The organism is Gemmatirosa kalamazoonensis (genome assembly GCF_000522985.1).
GTDB lineage: Bacteria > Gemmatimonadota > Gemmatimonadetes > Gemmatimonadales > Gemmatimonadaceae > Gemmatirosa > Gemmatirosa kalamazoonensis.
Genome location: NZ_CP007128.1, coordinates 4899750 through 4916260, shown reverse-complemented (window position 1 = coordinate 4916260; position 16511 = coordinate 4899750). Strand labels below are relative to the sequence as shown.

At 73.1% G+C, this 16511-nt stretch carries 17 protein-coding genes; 10 read left to right on the top strand and 7 right to left on the bottom strand.

Annotation, left to right across the window (positions count from 1 at the left end; genetic code table 11):
* Positions 1–30: 30 nt before the first annotated feature.
* On the bottom strand, positions 31–459 hold the full coding sequence (locus J421_RS32965) for a hypothetical protein (protein ID WP_025413199.1): 429 nt from the start codon (positions 457–459) through the stop codon (positions 31–33).
* A gap of 130 nt (positions 460–589) precedes the next feature.
* Between J421_RS32965 and J421_RS21285 the strand changes: the two genes are divergently transcribed.
* The 4 genes from J421_RS21285 (at position 590) to J421_RS21275 (ending at position 4394) form a co-directional block, all read left to right on the top strand.
* Positions 590–1900, top strand: coding sequence for an APC family permease (locus J421_RS21285; protein ID WP_158508865.1), 1311 nt, complete (start codon positions 590–592; stop codon positions 1898–1900).
* Positions 1897–3078, top strand: coding sequence for an aminotransferase class V-fold PLP-dependent enzyme (locus J421_RS21280; protein ID WP_025413197.1), 1182 nt, complete (start codon positions 1897–1899; stop codon positions 3076–3078). Before J421_RS21285 ends, J421_RS21280 begins: the two co-directional genes overlap by 4 nt.
* 102 nt (positions 3079–3180) lie before the next feature.
* Positions 3181–3408, top strand: a complete 228-nt coding sequence (locus J421_RS32960) for a hypothetical protein (RefSeq protein ID WP_025413196.1) — start codon at positions 3181–3183, stop codon at positions 3406–3408.
* On the top strand, positions 3408–4394 hold the full coding sequence (locus tag J421_RS21275; RefSeq protein ID WP_025413195.1) for a serine hydrolase: 987 nt from the start codon (positions 3408–3410) through the stop codon (positions 4392–4394). Before J421_RS32960 ends, J421_RS21275 begins: the two co-directional genes overlap by 1 nt.
* Here J421_RS21275 and J421_RS21270 read toward each other — a convergent pair.
* Genes J421_RS21270 through J421_RS21245 form a run of 6 tightly spaced genes read right to left on the bottom strand, consistent with a single transcriptional unit; the run spans position 4372 to position 10585 of the window.
* Positions 4372–5490, bottom strand: coding sequence for a bactofilin family protein (locus J421_RS21270; protein WP_025413194.1), 1119 nt, complete (start codon positions 5488–5490; stop codon positions 4372–4374). The genes J421_RS21275 and J421_RS21270 overlap by 23 nt on opposite strands.
* Positions 5487–6803 (bottom strand): glycosyltransferase family 2 protein, encoded by a 1317-nt coding sequence (locus J421_RS21265; RefSeq protein ID WP_236646276.1) that lies wholly within the window; start codon positions 6801–6803, stop codon positions 5487–5489. The genes J421_RS21270 and J421_RS21265 overlap by 4 nt, the downstream gene beginning before the upstream one ends.
* Positions 6800–7720 carry a hypothetical protein gene (locus J421_RS21260; protein WP_148306452.1) on the bottom strand — a complete coding sequence of 307 codons (921 nt, stop codon included), beginning with the start codon at positions 7718–7720 and terminating at the stop codon, positions 6800–6802. Before J421_RS21260 ends, J421_RS21265 begins: the two co-directional genes overlap by 4 nt.
* Complete coding sequence (locus tag J421_RS21255; protein WP_025413191.1) at positions 7717–8529, bottom strand: YaiO family outer membrane beta-barrel protein; 813 nt, start codon at positions 8527–8529, stop codon at positions 7717–7719. The genes J421_RS21260 and J421_RS21255 overlap by 4 nt, the downstream gene beginning before the upstream one ends.
* A 2-nt stretch (positions 8530–8531) precedes the next feature.
* Positions 8532–9683: a non-hydrolyzing UDP-N-acetylglucosamine 2-epimerase gene (gene wecB, locus J421_RS21250; RefSeq protein WP_025413190.1), complete on the bottom strand. Its 1152-nt coding sequence runs from the start codon at positions 9681–9683 to the stop codon at positions 8532–8534.
* Between the two features lie 17 nt (positions 9684–9700).
* Entirely contained in the window at positions 9701–10585 is an 885-nt protein-coding gene (locus tag J421_RS21245) for a PEP-CTERM sorting domain-containing protein (RefSeq protein WP_025413189.1), read from the bottom strand.
* A gap of 362 nt (positions 10586–10947) precedes the next feature.
* Here J421_RS21245 and J421_RS21240 point away from each other — a divergent pair, with 362 nt between their 5' ends.
* From J421_RS21240 to J421_RS21215, 6 genes are all read left to right on the top strand, one after another.
* Positions 10948–11574 carry a PEP-CTERM sorting domain-containing protein gene (locus tag J421_RS21240; RefSeq protein WP_025413188.1) on the top strand — a complete coding sequence of 209 codons (627 nt, stop codon included), beginning with the start codon at positions 10948–10950 and terminating at the stop codon, positions 11572–11574.
* A gap of 39 nt (positions 11575–11613) precedes the next feature.
* Positions 11614–12048 (top strand): hypothetical protein, encoded by a 435-nt coding sequence (locus J421_RS21235; RefSeq protein WP_025413187.1) that lies wholly within the window; start codon positions 11614–11616, stop codon positions 12046–12048.
* Positions 12049–12349: 301 nt separating this feature from the next.
* The gene (locus tag J421_RS21230; RefSeq protein WP_025413186.1) at positions 12350–13471 is read left to right on the top strand and encodes a tetratricopeptide repeat protein; all 1122 of its coding nucleotides are present in this window, start codon (positions 12350–12352) and stop codon (positions 13469–13471) included.
* 51 nt (positions 13472–13522) lie between these two features.
* The gene (locus tag J421_RS21225) at positions 13523–14653 is read left to right on the top strand and encodes a tetratricopeptide repeat protein (RefSeq protein WP_025413185.1); all 1131 of its coding nucleotides are present in this window, start codon (positions 13523–13525) and stop codon (positions 14651–14653) included.
* 46 nt (positions 14654–14699) lie between these two features.
* Positions 14700–15620 carry an ABC transporter ATP-binding protein gene (locus tag J421_RS21220; RefSeq protein ID WP_148306449.1) on the top strand — a complete coding sequence of 307 codons (921 nt, stop codon included), beginning with the start codon at positions 14700–14702 and terminating at the stop codon, positions 15618–15620.
* On the top strand, positions 15620–16486 hold the full coding sequence (locus J421_RS21215) for a hypothetical protein (RefSeq protein ID WP_025413183.1): 867 nt from the start codon (positions 15620–15622) through the stop codon (positions 16484–16486). The genes J421_RS21220 and J421_RS21215 overlap by 1 nt, the downstream gene beginning before the upstream one ends.
* Positions 16487–16511: the final 25 nt, after the last annotated feature.

Sequence of the window (16511 nt, the reverse complement as noted above, 5' to 3'; positions counted from 1 at the left end):
GAAGCCGGCGGCGACGCCGGCCTCGCGCGCTCAGAGGAGATACTGGTACAACCCGATGAGGCCGACGACCGCCCCTCCTACGACGAGCGGGGTCTGCGCATCGCCACCAACGAGGATGCCGAGGACGACCGCGGCCCCCCCGACGATCATGAGCGCCGCGGCCTGCCCGTGGTGCGCGCGCGGCGCGACCGCGGCACGGGCCTCGGCGCTCGTCGGTCGACGGTCCGCCTGCGTGGGCCGCGCGGCGACGGCGGCCGCCGCGAGCGTCGGGCCGGCCGGTGCGACGGGGGCGCCGCTCGCCGAGGGAGTGAGGACGCTGTCGGCGGGCGCGAGCTGCGCGACCTGGGCGAACCGTGCGACCTGCGGCTGCGCATGGAGCGAGCGGCCGGCGAACAGCGCCACGGTCGCGGCCAGCGCGCGAGCGCGCACCGTCGTCGGGAAGGACGAGAAGCGGGACATCGATCGACCTCGGAGTTGGGCGTTCGACCCGGACAAGCGAAAGAACCGCGCCAGTGCCGGCGGCGCCATGTCGCGACGCTGCTACATTCCTCCGACCCCCGCCACCCCCTACGCGCCGTTCATGGCCCAGGTGTCCGCTTCGTCCGACCGCTCGCTCGTCCGCGCGTTAGGCCCGTGGACGCTCGCCGCGGCCATCGTGAACGTCACCATCGGCGGCAGCATCTTCCGCCTCCCCGCCACCGTCGCCGGCGCGCTGGGGGGCGCCGCGCCGCTCGCGTACCTGCTCTGTACACTCGCGGTGGGCCTCGTGGTCCTCTGCTTCGCCGAAGCGGGGAGCCGGGTGTCGCTCACCGGCGGCCCGTACGCGTACGTCGAGGTGGCGTTCGGCCCGTTCGTCGGCTTTCTCTCCGGCGTGCTGCTGTGGCTCGCCGGCACGTTCGCCCTCGCCGCCGTCGCCACGCTGCTCGCCGACGCGGTCGCGGCGATGGTGCCGGCGCTCGCCGGCGTCGTCGCGCGCGCGGCGGTGATGCTCGTCGTCTTCGTGGCACTGAGCTGGGTCAACATCGTCGGCGTCCGACAGGGCGCGCGGCTCAACCTCGTGCTCACCGCCGTGAAGCTCGTGCCGCTGCTGCTCGTCATCGCGTTCGGCGCGCTCGCCGCTCGGCCGGGCAACCTCGCCATGGGCACCGTGCCGTCGTTCGGCGCCGTGACGCGGACGTCGGTCGTGCTCATCTTCGCGTACCTCGGCATCGAGAGCGCGCTCGTGCCGAGCGGCGAGGTGCACGAGCCGGCGCGCACCGTGCCGCGCGCGATCGCCATCGCGATGGTGAGCGTGACGCTGATCTACCTCGCGCTGCACCTCGCCGCGGAGGGCGTGCTCGGCCCCGCGCTCGCCACCTCCACCGTGCCGCTCGCCGACACGGCGGGCGCCGCGATCGGTCCGTGGGGGCGCACGATGGTGCTCGCCGGCGCGACGCTCTCCATGCTCGCCTACGTGAGCGGGATGATCCTCGCCATGCCGCGCGCGCTCTACGCGTTCGGGCGCGACGGCTTCCTCCCGCGCGCCCTCGCCGCGGTGCACGCCACGCATCGCACGCCGCACGTCGCGATCGTCGTGCAGGCCACCATCGTGTGGCTGCTCGCCGTCAGCGGCACGTTCGAGAAGCTCGCCATCATCGCCAACGTCGCGATCCTGCTGCTCTACATCGCGTGCGCCGCCGCCGCGTGGGAGCTCCGGCGCCGCGACGTGCGCGCCGGCGGCACGCCGTTCCGCGTGCCGTTCGCCGGCGTGATCCCCGCGCTCGCGATCGCCGTCATCCTCGGCCTGCTCACGAGCGTGCAGCCGAACGAATGGGCGGTGCTCGCGATCGTGCTCGCCGTCTCCGCGGCGGTGTTCGCGCTCACGCGCAGCCGCCGCGCCACGCGTCAACCCGCGTCATGACCGACCCGCTGCTCCGCTTCCGCGACGAGTTCCCTATCCTCGCGCGCTCCACGTATCTCGTCTCCAACTCGCTCGGCGCGATGCCGCGCGCCACGCGCGACCGGCTCCTCGAGTACGCCGACGCGTGGGAGACGCTCGGCGTGCGCGCGTGGGCGCAGCGGTGGTGGGAGATGCCCGTCACCGTCGGCGACGAGATCGCGCCGCTGCTCGGTGCCGGTGCGGGCGAGGTCGCGATGGTGCCCAACGTCACCGCCGCGATGGCCGCCGTCGTCTCCGCGCTCGACTTCGCGCCCGGCGACGCGATCGTGATGACCGCGCTCGACTTCCCGTCGGTGCGCTACGTCGTCGACGCGCTCGCCGCGCGGCTCGGTGCGCGCGTCGTCGTCGTCCCGAGCGACGACGGGCTCACGATCGATGCGGGGCGGGTCGTCGACGCGATCGACGAGCGCACGCGGCTCGTCGCCGTCTCGCACGTCCTCTTCCGCTCCGCGTACGTGGTGGACGTCGCGCCGATCGTGCGTCGCGCGCGCGAGGTCGGCGCCCTCGTCGCGCTCGACGCGTATCACTCCGTCGGCGTGGTGCCGGTGGACGTCCGTGGGCTCGACGTCGACTTCCTCACCGGCGGGGTGCTGAAGTGGCTGTGCGGGGGCCCTGGCGGGAGCTTCCTGTGGACGCGGCCTGGCCTCGACCTGCGGCCCTCGGTCACCGGGTGGCAGGCGCACGCCCGGCCGTTCGCGTTCGAGTCGACGATGGAGCACGCCGAGGGCGCGTGGCGGTGGCTCGGCGGCACGCCGTCGGTGCCCGCGCTGTACGCGGCGATCGAGGGACCGCGGATCGTGCGCGCGGCGGGGATCGACGCGATCCGCGCGAAGAGCACGCGGCAGACGGCGCGGCTCATCGCGCTCGCCGACGCGCGCGGCTTTCCCGTGCACGCGCCGCGCGACCCGGCGCGCCGCGGGGGCACGGTGGCGTTCGACGTGCCCCACGCCTACGAGGTGGCGCAGAGTCTGCTCGCGCGCGACATTGTCGTCGACTACCGCCCGGGCGCAGGCATCCGCGTCGCGCCGCACTTCTACACGACGGACGACGAGCTCGAGGCGGCGGTCGTGGCGATCGACGAGATTCTCACGTCGGGCGAATGGCAGACCTTCGCCGGGCGACGCAGTGTGGTGACCTGAAAGACGCCGCGTGGCTGCGTGGCCGCGTGACACCGACTCGCTCACGCAGCCACGCGGCGACGCAGCCGCTCGAACCGAAACCCTTCAGCCTAGGGACCAGTCATGCCCGCCAAGCGCGTTCGGAAGCAATACGTCAACAGCGACTACCCGCTCGTCATCATGCGCTTCGAGGACGGCCACGAGATCAAGGTCTACAAGGGGACGGGGAAGGAGTTCGACGCATACCCGGGCGAGACGATCAAGCTGCTCGCGATGTACGACCCGACCTCGAACGACCGCGAGCTCGTCGAGGCGCGCAAGTCGGACGACTTCGCGGACGCCGAGGATTGATGACGGGACTCGGGACGCGGGACTCGGGACTCGGGTTGCTGCTCGCTGGCTGCGCGCTTGCGCTCACGCTCGCGACGACGGGATGCGCGCACGCGCAGACTTCGAGTCCCGAGTCCCGAGTCCCGAGTCCCGGCCGCTTCACTCACGCCGACACGGCACGCCTCCACCGCACGCTCGACTCCCTCGCCGAGTCGCATCGCGGGATCCTCGGCTACACGGTGTGGAACCTCGACACCGGCGAGCGGCTCGAGCGCCGTGGCGACGAGACGTTCCCCACGGCGAGCCTCATCAAGGTGTCGATCCTCGTCACCGTGTTCGACCTCGTCGAGAAGAAGATGCTCTCGCTCGACGACCCGCTCACCGTGCTGAAGATCGACCAGGTGCCCGGCTCCGGCACGCTGCAGTTCATGCACCCGGGGATCGAGATCTCGGTGCGCGACGCGGCGTGGCTGATGACGACGATCAGCGACAACACGGCGACGAACCTGCTGCTCGACCGCATCGTCATTCGCCGCACGTGGGACAAGATGGAGTCGCTCGGGCTGATGCACACGAAGGTGCACTCCAAGTCCTTCATCCGCGCGGCGAGCGTGGCGATGGACAGCTCCGTCAAGTACGGCCTCGGCGTCACGACGCCGAACGAGATGGCGAAGCTGTTCGCGCTGCTGGCCGACGGCAAGGCGGTGAGCCCCGCCGCGGACTCCACGATGCTCGACTTCCTCGCCCACAATCAGGACGAGACGAAGCTCGTGCGGTGGGTCGACGGCGTGCGCGTCGCGCACAAGACCGGCGACGTCGATCAGTCGCGCGCCGACTGCGCGCTGTTCTATCTGCAGTCGCGCGTCGTCGTCTGCGGCCTCACGAAGGAGAACGTCGACCGGAGCTACGCCATCGACGCCGAGGGCAACGCGGTGCTCGCCCGGCTCGGCAAGGCGGTCGCCGACGCGTGGCCGCGGCGCGCGCCTAACGGGACGCCGGCGCCGTAGCGGCCGGCCGTCGCACGCCGGTCGTGCCGCCGCCGCGCGTCGACACGCGCCCGTGCACGCGGCACCCCGCGGACAGCGTGAGGCGGCGGCAGGCGATCGTCGTCGGCGATCCGACGTCGCCCACGCGCGACCAGCGCCCGAGCGCGCAGTCGCGCTCCGCGACGAGCGGCCCGCCGACCACGCCCCACTCCTCGACCGTGACGTCGCGGCGGCTCACGAGCGCGTCCGTCACCTCGCCCCCGGCCTCGACGCGCACGTCGCGGTGCGCCTTGAGGCTCCCCTCCAGCCGCGCGCCGCGCTGCACCACCGCCGTGCCCCGCACCACCACGTTGCCGCGCAGCACGGTCGCCTCCGGCAGCACGAAGTCGCCCTCGACGCGGTAGAACGGCACCGCCGCGCCCTCGCCGAGCACGCGCGTCATCGTCGACGGCGGCTCGTACGGCGTACGTGTCGGCGTCGGCGGTGACGGCCGCGAGCCGTCGCCGGCCACCTCGATGATCGGCGCGCCGAGTCGGTCGAACCGCACGTCGCTCGAGAGCGTGATCCGATCGTCCGACGACGCGCGGTTGTACAGCGTGCTCCCGCGTCCCACGCACAGCGCCCGCCGCGCGTGGATCCACCGCAGCACCACGCTGCGCGACAGCAGGTGGCACACGTCGTCGCACAGCACCGCGCGATACGTCGTCCCCACGCCGCCGAGCATCGGCTGTCGTGCGTAGACCTCGGCCGCGAACACCTGGCTGGGCGGTACCGCCATGCGGCCGTCGAGCACGACGACGGCGGTGATCTCCTCGTGCTCGCCGCGCGGGAGCTGCGTCCACAGCCCCGGCGTCGCGACGCGCGCGTACGGCGCGCCGTCGGCCAGCGTGCCCGTCACGTTCGCCGGGTCGCTGCCCGAGGAGAGGATCGGGTGCCGCTCCAGGAACGCGCGGAAGCCGGTCGCGAAGTACGTGATGTCGCCCGAGTCGCGCCCCACCATGCCTAACGGCACGGCGTCGGTCGGGCGCAGCAGCTCGCGCACCGCGGGCACGAACGGCAGCAGCGCCCACACGCACGTCCCGAGCAGGAGCACGAGGAAGGGAAGCAGCCCCGTCATCGCTCGGAGCGCTGGTACTCCAGCGCGGACATCAGCACGTACGTGCCGGCCCCGTTCCCGCCGTTCGTGTTGCGGTGCCGCTCCGTCTTGTGCCACGTGACCGTGCGCCGCCGTCCCGGCCACCGGGGCCAGCCGGGCATCGACGCGCGGATCACCGCGACCGCGCTCACCAGGAAGCCGAGCAGCAGGAACGGCAGCAGGCGCACGCGGTTCTGCGACCCGTCGAGCCGCACCGCGACCGCCACCTCGAAGAACGCCGCGAAGTTGCCCACCGTGCTGAACGACGAGATCGCGAGCAGCGCGAGCAGCCCGTGCGCCGGGAGCCGTCCGGCGAAGAACACCGCGACCGCGAGCGACCAGCCGACGAGCAGCAGCACCGGCACGACGTACACGCCCAGCAGCAGCGAGCCGTCGGCGATCTGCCGCAGGTCGAGCAGCCGACCGCGGCGCAGCAGCGGGCCCGCGTAGCGGCGCAGCGCCTGGTTGTGCCCCGTCGCCCACCGCCGGATCTGCCGGATGCGCGTCGCCCAGTTCTCCGGCACCTCCTCGTAGCACTCGGAGCGGTTCTGGTAGACGACCTCCCAGCCGTGCAGCAGCAGCCGGTACGTGACGTCGGTGTCCTCGGCCAGCGAGTCCACCGTCCACCCGCCCACCTGCTCGAGCGCGACGCGCCGCACGCCGCCGACCGTGCCGCCGTACTGCGGTACGAGGCGGAGGTTCATGCGCGCCTGCTGGTCCACCTGGTAGCCGCCCGACCGCTCGAGGTCGAGCAGCCGCGTGATGAGCGAGCGGCCGATGTTGAGCGGCACCACGCGCCCCATCACGGCGCCCACCTCGGGATCGAAGAACGGCGCCGTGAGCTGCTGGATCACGCGCGGCCCCGGGATGTAGTCCGCGTCGAAGACGAGGTGCACCTCGGCGTCCGACAGCGGATACGCGTCGCGCAGCGCGGCGGCCTTTCCGGCCAGCCCCTCCGTGCGATGGAACGGGCGCACCCGGTCGGGGAAGCGCGCCGCGTAGTCGTCCACGATCTCGCGCGTGCGGTCGGTGGAGCGGTCGTTCACCGGGATGATCTCGAGGCGGTCCGCCGGATACTCCGACGCGAGCAGCGCCTCGAGCGACTCGCGGATGACGTGCTCCTCGTTGTGCGCGGGCACGAACACCGCCACCCGCGGCCACTGCGCCACCGTCACGTCGACGTACGGCTGGCGGTGGGTGCCTAACAGCCGGTTCAGCGTGAACACGTAGTGGCGCACCGTGTACAGCGCGAGCACGGCCACTACGGCCACGAGGAGGATGATGACGACCGTCACGGGTGCCGCGCTCCCGATCGCCGGCGCCGTGGCGGCGACACCGCGTCCTCGGCTGCCGTGTGACCGGCCCAGCTCATCCCCCAGCCGTAGAACGCGACGAACACCGCGGTCTCCACGAGCAGCCCGAACACGAGGAACAGCGGCGGCAGCACGAGCAGCGTCGCGTGCGTCACGAGGTACGCGTGCACCAGCGCCTGCAGCGGGAACAGCACCGCCATGTGCGCCACGAGCAGCGCCGCGAGCAGCAGCTTGCGCCACAGCGCCATGTGGAACAGGAAGAACGTCAGCCCGAGCAGCAGCGGCAGCAGCACGAGCACCGCGGCGCCCGTGCTGAGGAAGCCGACGAGGTAGTCCGGAAGCCGGTACGCGAACGGCGGCCGCGCGAGCGCGAAGTACGCGATCGACACGAGCTGCAGCGCGACCACCGCGCGAATCGCGTAGCGCAGCGGCAGCTGGCGCGGCGACAATGCGAACGTCGCCGCGAGCGCGAGCAGCGACCCCACCGCCCCGACGACGAGCGCCACGCGCCCCGGCCACGGCGCCTGCACGTTCACGTACGGGATGGCGAGCGAGTACAGGTTGCCGATGGACACCGCGCGCGCGAGCACCACGTTCCCGAAGCCGAGCGGGGTGCCTAACGCGCGCAGCAGGTCGCCCCACCGGTCGGTGATCCACGGCAGCGCGAGCAGCACCCCCACGGTGAGCGCGAGTGGGATGGCGAGCATGTTCACGAGCAGCATCGGCGTCGCGGAGAGCGTCGCCATGGCGCGGTGCTGCCGGATGACGCCCCCCCGCACGCCGCGCCGCCGCAGCTCGTAGACCGCGTCGCGCCGCGACACGGCGCTGACGATGCGGCGCCACAGCGGCGCGCGCGACGGCACCCGCGACGGGCGCCCCTCGGGAACGACGCTCGTCACCACGACCGCGACACCCCGGCCGACACGCCGACGCGCGAGTAGAACGGATTCTTGTACGCCTCGGTGGAGGCGATGAGCGTCCACCGAGGCGCGACGCGTGCACGCCACGCCACCGTCGCGCCACGGCTCGCGAACGCGACCTGCGCGGTGCTCGGCCCGAGCAGCAGATAGCCTTCCGTACCCGCGTCGCCGCGCACGATCACCGTCTGGCCCGGCGCCGCGGCGATCGTGACCGCCGCGAACGCGCGCTGCGAGCTCACGTCGCCCGGCGTGGAGCGGTTGGCGCGCAGCCCCACCTCCGCCACGGCGCCGCGGAAGTACGCCGCCGTCGCCAGTGTCAGCGCGACGTCGCGGTACGGCCCGCGGTAGCGCAGGTACGTCGCGCCTAACGTCGAGACGAGCCTCCGGCTCGGACCCCAGCGCACGCCGCCCGATGCGTCGCCGCGCGCGCGGGGCAGGAAGAACGCGCCGCTGCCCACGCCCGCGCCGACGCTCGCGAACGTTCGCGCGCTCAGCTCCCGCCGGTACGCGACCCCGCCGAACAGCCCGCGGTCGCCGAACGCGTACTCCGCGAGCGCGTCCGCGTACCACACGTCGAGCGTCGTCTGGCGTTGGTAGCGCGCGTACACGCTGCCCCAGTCGCCGTAGTCGTTCGACACCCACTGGTGCGACGCGCCCACCTCGAGCGCGTGCTGTGCCGCGGCGGCCGGCGGCGCCGCAGACGTCCCCTGCGCGGCCGCGGGGCGCGCGTCGAGTGCGAGCACGAGCGTGCCCACCGCCTGGGCGGTCGACCACGCGCGCGCGCCCATGCTCACGCCGGACGCGACGCCGCTATCGCGACGCGCCGCGCGCCGAGCCGCGCGATGAGTGCGTCGGCGATGCGTCCCGCCGCCTGTCCATCGCCGAACGGGTTGCGGCCGCTGCACATCTCCGCGTAGAGGCGCGCGTCGGTCAGCAGGCGCGACGTCTCGCGCACGATCGTCTCCGTCGATGCGCCGACGAGGCGGCCGAATCCCGCGTCGAGCACCTCGGGGCGCTCGGTGCGGTCGCGCAGGATGAGGATCGGCTTGTGGAACGACGGCACCTCCTCCTGCAGCCCGCCGGAGTCCGACAGCACGAGTCGGCAGCGGCGCAGCACGCGCAGCAGCAGCGGGTACGACAGGGGCTCGGTGAGATGGACGCGCGCCACGCCGTCGAGCGCGTCGTGCACGCGCTGCCGCACCTGCGGGTTGCGGTGCACCGGCATCACGACGTGCGCCGCCGGGTGCCGCTCGACGATCGTCCGGAGCGCGGCGCAGATCTGCCCGAGGCGCGCGCCATAGTTCTCGCGGCGGTGCACCGTCGCGAGCAGCACCGGCTGCGTGTCCCACGGCAGCGCGTCGAGTCGCGCGTTGCCTAACGGTCCGTCCGCCGGGAAGCTCCCGAGCGCGTCGACCACCGTGTTGCCGGTGACGATCACGCTCTCCGGATCGATGCCCTCGGCCAGCAGCTGACACCGCGCGCGCTCCGTCGGCGCGAAGTGCAGGTCCGCGGCCCACGTCGCGATGCGCCGGTTCAGCTCCTCCGGATACGGGTCGCTCAGACTGCCCGAGCGCAGCCCCGCCTCCACGTGCACGAGCAGGATCCCGCACGCGCGCGCGATGAGCGCCGCCGCGGCGACGGTCGACGTGTCGCCCTGGACCATCACCGCCGCCGGCTGCAGCGACTCGAAGCTCTCGTGCAGCGCCCGCATCGCGCGCGACGTGAACTGGCGGTGATCCTGCCCGTCCACCATGAGATCCAGGTCGACGTCGGCGCGCAGGCCGAACGCATCCAGCGCCTGCCGCAACATCTCGCGGTGCTGCGACGTCGCGAGCACCACGCACTCCACCGCGTGTCGCCGGTCGTGCAGCGCGCGAATGACCGGCGCGAGCTTGATCGCCTCGGGCCGCGTTCCGACGACGACGCAGACACGGTGTCGCATCGGACGGGGCGTGCCGCTTACGTGACCGACGCGGCGTTGCGCTTCGCCGCCGCGCGCCGTCCCGCGCCGAGCGCGAGCAGCCCGACGAACAGGAGGCCGACCGTCGCCGGCTCCGGCACCGTCGAGGAGGGCCGCAGCTCGAAGTTCGCGCCGATGTGCGTCCCGGTCGTGAACGAGAGCTGCACGTTGTCGGCGAAGCCGAGGAACTCGTGCGGCCAGTTGCTCCCGACGCCGACGCCGATCCCCCACACGAACGCGTTCGTCGGATCGTAGCAGCCGTTCGGTCCCGTCCACGCGACCGGCGTCAGCGTGAGCAGCGGGAACGCCGGGTCGAGCGGCCCGCCGGCGCATCCCGCGCGCGTGTACGACCGCAGCGTGCCGTTCGGTCCCTCGAGCGTCACCCGCCAGAAATTCTGCGAGAGCAGGTCCTCGCTCTGCCACTGGTTCAACGGCGCCGGCGCGCTGTTCGTGTAGTAGCGCTCCCAGACGAGCTGGCTGAAGTGCGGCGCGCCGGCCGGGTCGTTCTCGCGGACGAAGAGGCGCAGGATCGGCGTCTGGGCGAGCCACGGCACGTCGCCCCCCGCCACGCCGAGCGGATCGCGGAACCAGTCGAACGCGAGCTGCGAGATGTCGGTCAGCAGGCCGAAGCTCGCCGTGTTCGGGTTGCCGGCCGTGTTCTCGAAGTACGCCCAGTCCTGCAGGTCGCCCGTCGTGTGCAGCTGCAGCGAGCCGTTCCCCGACCGCGGCTGGGTGCCGGTGATCTGCGCGCTCGCGTTCTGGAGCACGTCGGCGATCCAGTTCGGGTCGCCCGGATAGACCGGGGTGGTCTGCGCGGCCAGCGGGAATGGGAGGGCGGCTGCGGCCAGTAGGCAGGCGGCAGCGACTTCGGCCAGGCGCGGCATGGGCGTCTCGTGAGGGAGCAGGTCACGGGAGTCGGGTCGGCGAACGCGGCCCAACGTCGGACCGTCGCCGACACCACGGACGAGAACGACACCAGCAATTCATGAGCCGTGCGTGAAGGTCTCGTAATCCGGCCGACACGCACGGGCTCGCTATGGCGCCAATTGCCAGACTCGGCAATTATAACAGCAGGACGCGGGGCCCGTCTTCCCCCCTCCGCCCGCGTCGAAGAGGTCCGATGAGGCATCCGCTGCCGTTCGTGGCCTGCATCGCAGCGAGCGCCGCCGCGGCGGCGACTGCAGGCGCCCAGTGCGCGCCCCGCCGATCGACCGCCGCGGACTCCCAGCCGGCGAGGGCCCCGGCGATGCTCGACAGCGCCGCCCGCTCCGTCCGCGCGGCCCGCTCGTGCGACGGCGCCGACGGCGCGACGATCGGCGCCGGACTGCCGCTCGGCGCGCTGCTCGGGGGACTGCTCGTCGGAACGGTCGCATTGGTCGTCGTCGATCGCGGCGGCGCGACGAACGCGATCCAGGCGGCGTTGGGGGGCCGGCTGCTGCCGCCCGAGGCGGGGAGTCCGCCCGCCGGGAACGCGCCGCCGGACCCCTGGGATCCCGACGCCCCCGCGGCGCCCGGCCCGCCCGCGGCCGATCCGCAGTCCGCGGGCGGCGCCGGCGTCGTGCCGCCGTCGCTCGAGCCGCCATCGACCACCGGCGGGGGCGCGCCGGCGATCGGCGGCGCGTCGCCGCCAGGCGGCGCCGGCGGGCCTGCCGGCCCGGTGATCGTCGTGGCGCCGGCGCAGTCCGCCGACGGTGCGATCGGCGACTCGATCGGTGATGCCGACGGCGCCGCGGTCGCCGTCCCCGGCGACCCGGTGCCCGCGACGACGCCGCCGTCCGACGGCGTCGATCTCGCGGCCGAGCCGGGGTCGCTCCCGCTGCTCGTCCTCGGCGCGCTCCTGCTCGTCGTGGCCCGGCGACGCCGCGCCGCATGACCGCCACGGCCCGGCACGCCCCGTGCGCACGAGCGGGGCATGCCGAGCCTGTCGAGACTCGCGTTGGTCGCCGTCGCGCTCCTCGCGTCGACGGCGCGTATCGGCGGCGCGCAGGTCGCCGGTGTCGTCGCCCCGCCCGCGCCGCCGAAGCCCGCCGCCCCGCCGCCGACGGTCGCTGCGAAGCCTACGACGTCCGCCGCCGCGCGCCGCGACTCGCTGGCGCTCGCGAACCGGCTCGACATCCAGGCGTGGGTCGACTCCGCGGCGGGTGCGCTCGCGCACGGCGACCCGGCGACCACGGTCCCGCTGTCGCCGGTGCCTCCCGCGCCGACGCGCCCCGACACGGCCGTGCGCGACACGACGCGCTCGATCACGCCGCGCAGTCGTCGTCCGACACCGGTGCGACGGCCGACGGGCGCGCGACGACCCGACGTCGCGCTACGGCACGAGGAGCCCTTCGGCGTCGCAAGGTGACGCGGACGACCCCGCCGTTGCTCGGGTCGGTACCACATGGTACCTTCGCGAACGAGCGTGACGACAGCTTCGCCCCACCGCATCGGTCCCACCGATTCCGCCGCGCGCCCCGCACGACCGCGCGTGCGCCGTTCCTCACCGCCCTCACCGCCCGTTCACCTCGACCGCGCGCGTCAGCGCGCATGGAGGAGCGTTCCGCACATCCCCGGCTCGCCTCGTGCGACTTGGCCGTCCGAGCTTCGTTGAACTCTGCAGCGCTCGGACAGTACAATAGGCGTAACGACTGGAGGAAACCCGAGCTATGCCCAACCCCTTCCTGAGCTCCGAGGAGTACGACGAGCGCGCGCACGCCCTTTACAACGAGGGGCAGTACGACGAGGCGCTCACCGTGCTGCGCGAGGGGCTCTCGCTCTATCCGCACGCGGTGGAGTTGCACGTCGGGATGGGGTACGCGCGCCTGGCGCGCGAGGAATACGCTTGGGCGCGGCGCTCGTTCGACGAGGCGCTCGTGCTCGACCCGGAGCACGAGGACGCGCTGGCCGGCCTCGGCGAGACGCTCATGAAGTTCGGGCAGCAGGACGCGGCGGTGCGCTGCTTCCGGCGCACGCTGGAGCTGGGCTATCAGGACGACATCGACCTCATGCTGCAGGTCGGGCGCGCCCTGTTCCGCGAGGGGCTCATCGAGGACGCGAAGGAGTTCTTCGAGATCGGCGCGCAGCAGGCCCCGGACAGCGCGGAAGCGGTGGCGTGCGTGGGCTACGCGATGCACCGCCTGGGCGACGACGACGGCGCGATCACGACGCTCCGCCGCGCCCTGCAGATCGACAACGACCACGTCGAGGCGCGCATCTACCTCGCGAACGTGCTCTACGACCGCGGCGAGTTCGAGGCCGCGCTCTATCACCTCGACCGCTCGACCCCCGAGGACCACTGGGACGAGCTCGGGATCTGGCGGCTCGTCGAGCTGAAGAAGTCGATCTACCGCCTCCCCGACGACGATCCCGAGCTGCAGCCGTGGGAGGCGCGCCTCGGCGAGCTCGCCGGCGAGCCCGATACGATCGACGAGATGCTGGCCGAGATCGAGCAGGCGGCGGACGACTCGGGCGACGACCCCGAGGTGCGCTCGCAGCTCGAGCTGTTCGGCGCGCTGCTCGCCGACGCGGAGGCGAAGCGCGACCCCGCTGCGAGCGTGGCGCACCGCGTCATCACGCGCGAGGGAAAGCAGTTCGACGGCACGTGGGACGACATCGTCTCGCGCATGCGTGACGCGAGCACGGAGTTCGCAGAACGCTCGGTGTTCGACTACATGGCCGCGGAGTCCCGGCGGCACTTCCGCAGCACGGGCGTGCGCATCTCGGCGACCAGCGCCGAGGCGTTCGTGCGGGGGAGCGCCGACGCGGGGCTGCTGCGCATCGTGCGGTAACCTCGCGCGGTAGTTCTCGCGCGCCGCCTTCACGCTTCCAGGCAGACGCGCATGATCTCGACCAACCAGCGCTCCGCGATCGCCGCGCTCGACGCGGTCCGTCCCGTCGTCGCCCGTCTCGATCTCGCGGGACATCCGGACGACGTCGCGGCCGACGTCATCGAGAGCTGGAGCGCGGTCGAGACGGCGCTGCGGTCGCTGCTCGGCGGCTCGGCGCTCGCCGGCCAGGCACTCGTGAGCGAGGTGCGGCAGCGCGGGCTGCTCGACTACGCGCACGCGCATGCGCTCCTCGGCTTCCTCGCGGCGCGCGATCGCGTGAGCCGCACCGACTACCGCCCGACGGACAGCGACGTCGACGCGGCTCGCTCCGGCTTCCAGGCGATCGAAGCGGCGCTCGGCGTCGGCATCGGCGCCGACACGGCGACGTATCCGACGGTGCGCGTCTCGGGCGGAGGCGTGGGCACGCCGCCACCACCGCCGTCCACGACGCCGCCGCGCGCCGCGCCAGGTGCGCCGGCTGCGCCCGGCGTCGCGACACCCGGCACGACGGCGCGCCCCGACGTCTACGAGCCGACCGCCGGCCGGGGGCGTGGGCCGGGGCTCATCATCGGCGTCGTGCTCCTGCTGCTCGTCGCGGCGGCCGCGTACTGGGCGTGGGCGAACAGCGGCGATCCGGCGGCGTTCAAGGACGGCGTCGTGCAGTTCACCCAGGGCAACCGCGTCGCGGCGCGTCGCAGCTTCGAGCAGGCGGCGGCCGACCGACCGAAGATGGCGCTGCCGCACGTGTACCTGGCCCGCATGGCGCGCCAGGACGGCGACCTGCCGCGCGCGTTCAACGAGGCGAAGACCGCGGTGCAGCTCGAGCCGCAGAACACGCTCGCCCTGCGCGAGATGGGGCAGTACCTCCTCCAGGCGCAGCATCCCGAGCAGGCGGTGAAGTGGTTCGAGCGCGCGCTCCGCATCGACGGCACCGACCGGGTGGCCAACGGGTGGATGGGGTGTGCGCTCCAGCGGCAGGGGAACGCCGAGCTGGCCGCGCGGTTCTTCCAGCGCGCGGGGCAGGGTGACTGGACGGCCTGCCAGCAGACCGCGCCGCCGCCCGGGGCCTATCCACCGGGCACGCTGCCGCCTGGGGCGGTGACACCGGGGGCGTTGCCGCCGGCGCCGGTCCCACGTCCTTGACGGCGAGGAGCTGAATCCGTCGTACCCGCGCCGCGTAGTGCAGTCCGTGACCCCACTCATCGAATTCCGCGGCGTCGGGATGCGCTACGCGCCGCCGCTGCGTCGCCCCGTCACCGCGCTCGACGACGTGTGGCTCGACGTGCACGCCGGCGAGGTGCTCGGCATCGCGGGCCCGAACGGCGCCGGCAAGAGCACGTTGATCTCCATCCTGCTCGGCTACCTGCGCCCGAGCTCCGGCGTCGTCGCGATCGACGGGCAGGAGCCGCGCACGTACATCCAGCGCAACGGCATCGGCTACCTGTCCGAGCTGATCGACGTCGACCCGCGATGGACGGTGCGCGAGGCGCTCACCCGGTTCGCGACGTTAGGCGGGGTGCTCGACGCGCAGATCCCGCTGCGCAGCCACCAGCTCATGGAGAAGCTGGGGCTCGGCGATCTCGCGGACCGCAAGTTCAAGCACCTCTCGAAGGGCAACAAGCAGCGGCTCGGCCTCGCCCAGGCGATGCTGCGCGAGGAGCGGGTGCTCATCCTCGACGAGCCGACGCACGGTCTCGACCCGCTGTGGCTCATGCGCTTCCGCGGCATCGTGGCCGAGCTGCGGCGGCCGGGGCGCGCGATCCTCATCGCGTCGCACAACCTCGAGGAGCTCGAGCGGCTGTGCGACCGCGTGGCGATCCTCGACCGCGGCCGCGTGTCGCGCGTCGTCGAGGTCACGCGAGTGCTGCCGCAGACGGCGGAGTCGCTGTGGCGCATCACCGTCGCGCGCGGCGCCGAGCAGCTCGCGCACGTGTTCCCCGAGGCGGAGGATCTCGGGCGCGGCGACTGGGCCGTGTACGCCGCGACGCTCGACGCGCTGAACGCGGGGCTCGCGGCGCTCATCGCGCGCGGCGTGCTGATCGCCGGCGTCGCACCGGCGCAGAGCGCGCTGGAGCTGGAGTTCCACGACGCAGTGACGGAGGTGGCGTGATGTCGCCGGAGATGCGCACGGGCACGTTCACGGCTCCGGAGCTCGACGACGCGTTCGAGCAGGAGCTGCAGCAGATGGCGCTGGAGGTCTCGGCGCCGCCGCTCGAGGAGCCGCGCGAGCCGGGGCTGGGCCGCTACCTGCAGTTCCAGATCAAGGACTTCATCAAGCACCGCGGTGCGGCGCTCATCCTCATCGCGCTCGTGGGGCTGTGGATCCTCCACTACAACTACGCCCCGATGATCGCCGAGCGCGCCGCGCGGCATCCCGACTTCGACGCGGGCGCGGAGCGGATGCTGTTCCGGACGATCGTGACGGGCGGCGCACTGCTGTTCGGCGGGCTGGGGAGCCTCATCGCATCGGTCGGCATCGTGTCGCGCGACCGCGAGGGCGGCCATCAGAAGTTCCTGTTCGCGAAGCCGGTGCGCATCACGCGCTTCTACCTGCAGGCGTTCGCCGTGAACGGCATCGGGCTGCTCGCGTGCGCGTTCCTCATGCTGCTGCTGACGAGCGTCGCGTTCCTGCGTCCCGTGCCGATGGTCGAGCCGCTGCTCGCGATCGGCGCGACGTACGCGGCGGTGGGTGGGCTCGTGTTCCTCCTCTCCACGCTCGTGCGCTTCGACCTCGCCGCGGGGCTGATGCTCGCGCTGCTCTCGTTCCCGCTGCGCGAGATGGCGAACCGCGGGCACTGGTGGGCGGTCGCGACGTACTGGCTGCTGCCGCCGGTGCACCTGCTCGAGGCGCTCAACCCGATGCCCGGGCCCCACACGCCGTCGATCGTGCAGATGCTCGGATCGCTCGTCGCGTACGGCGCGGCGTACGTCGGTGCCGGGCTCGCGGTGCTGAAGAAGCGGTCGATCATGCGGTAGCGCGGAGCGTGGAGCGCAGAGCGCA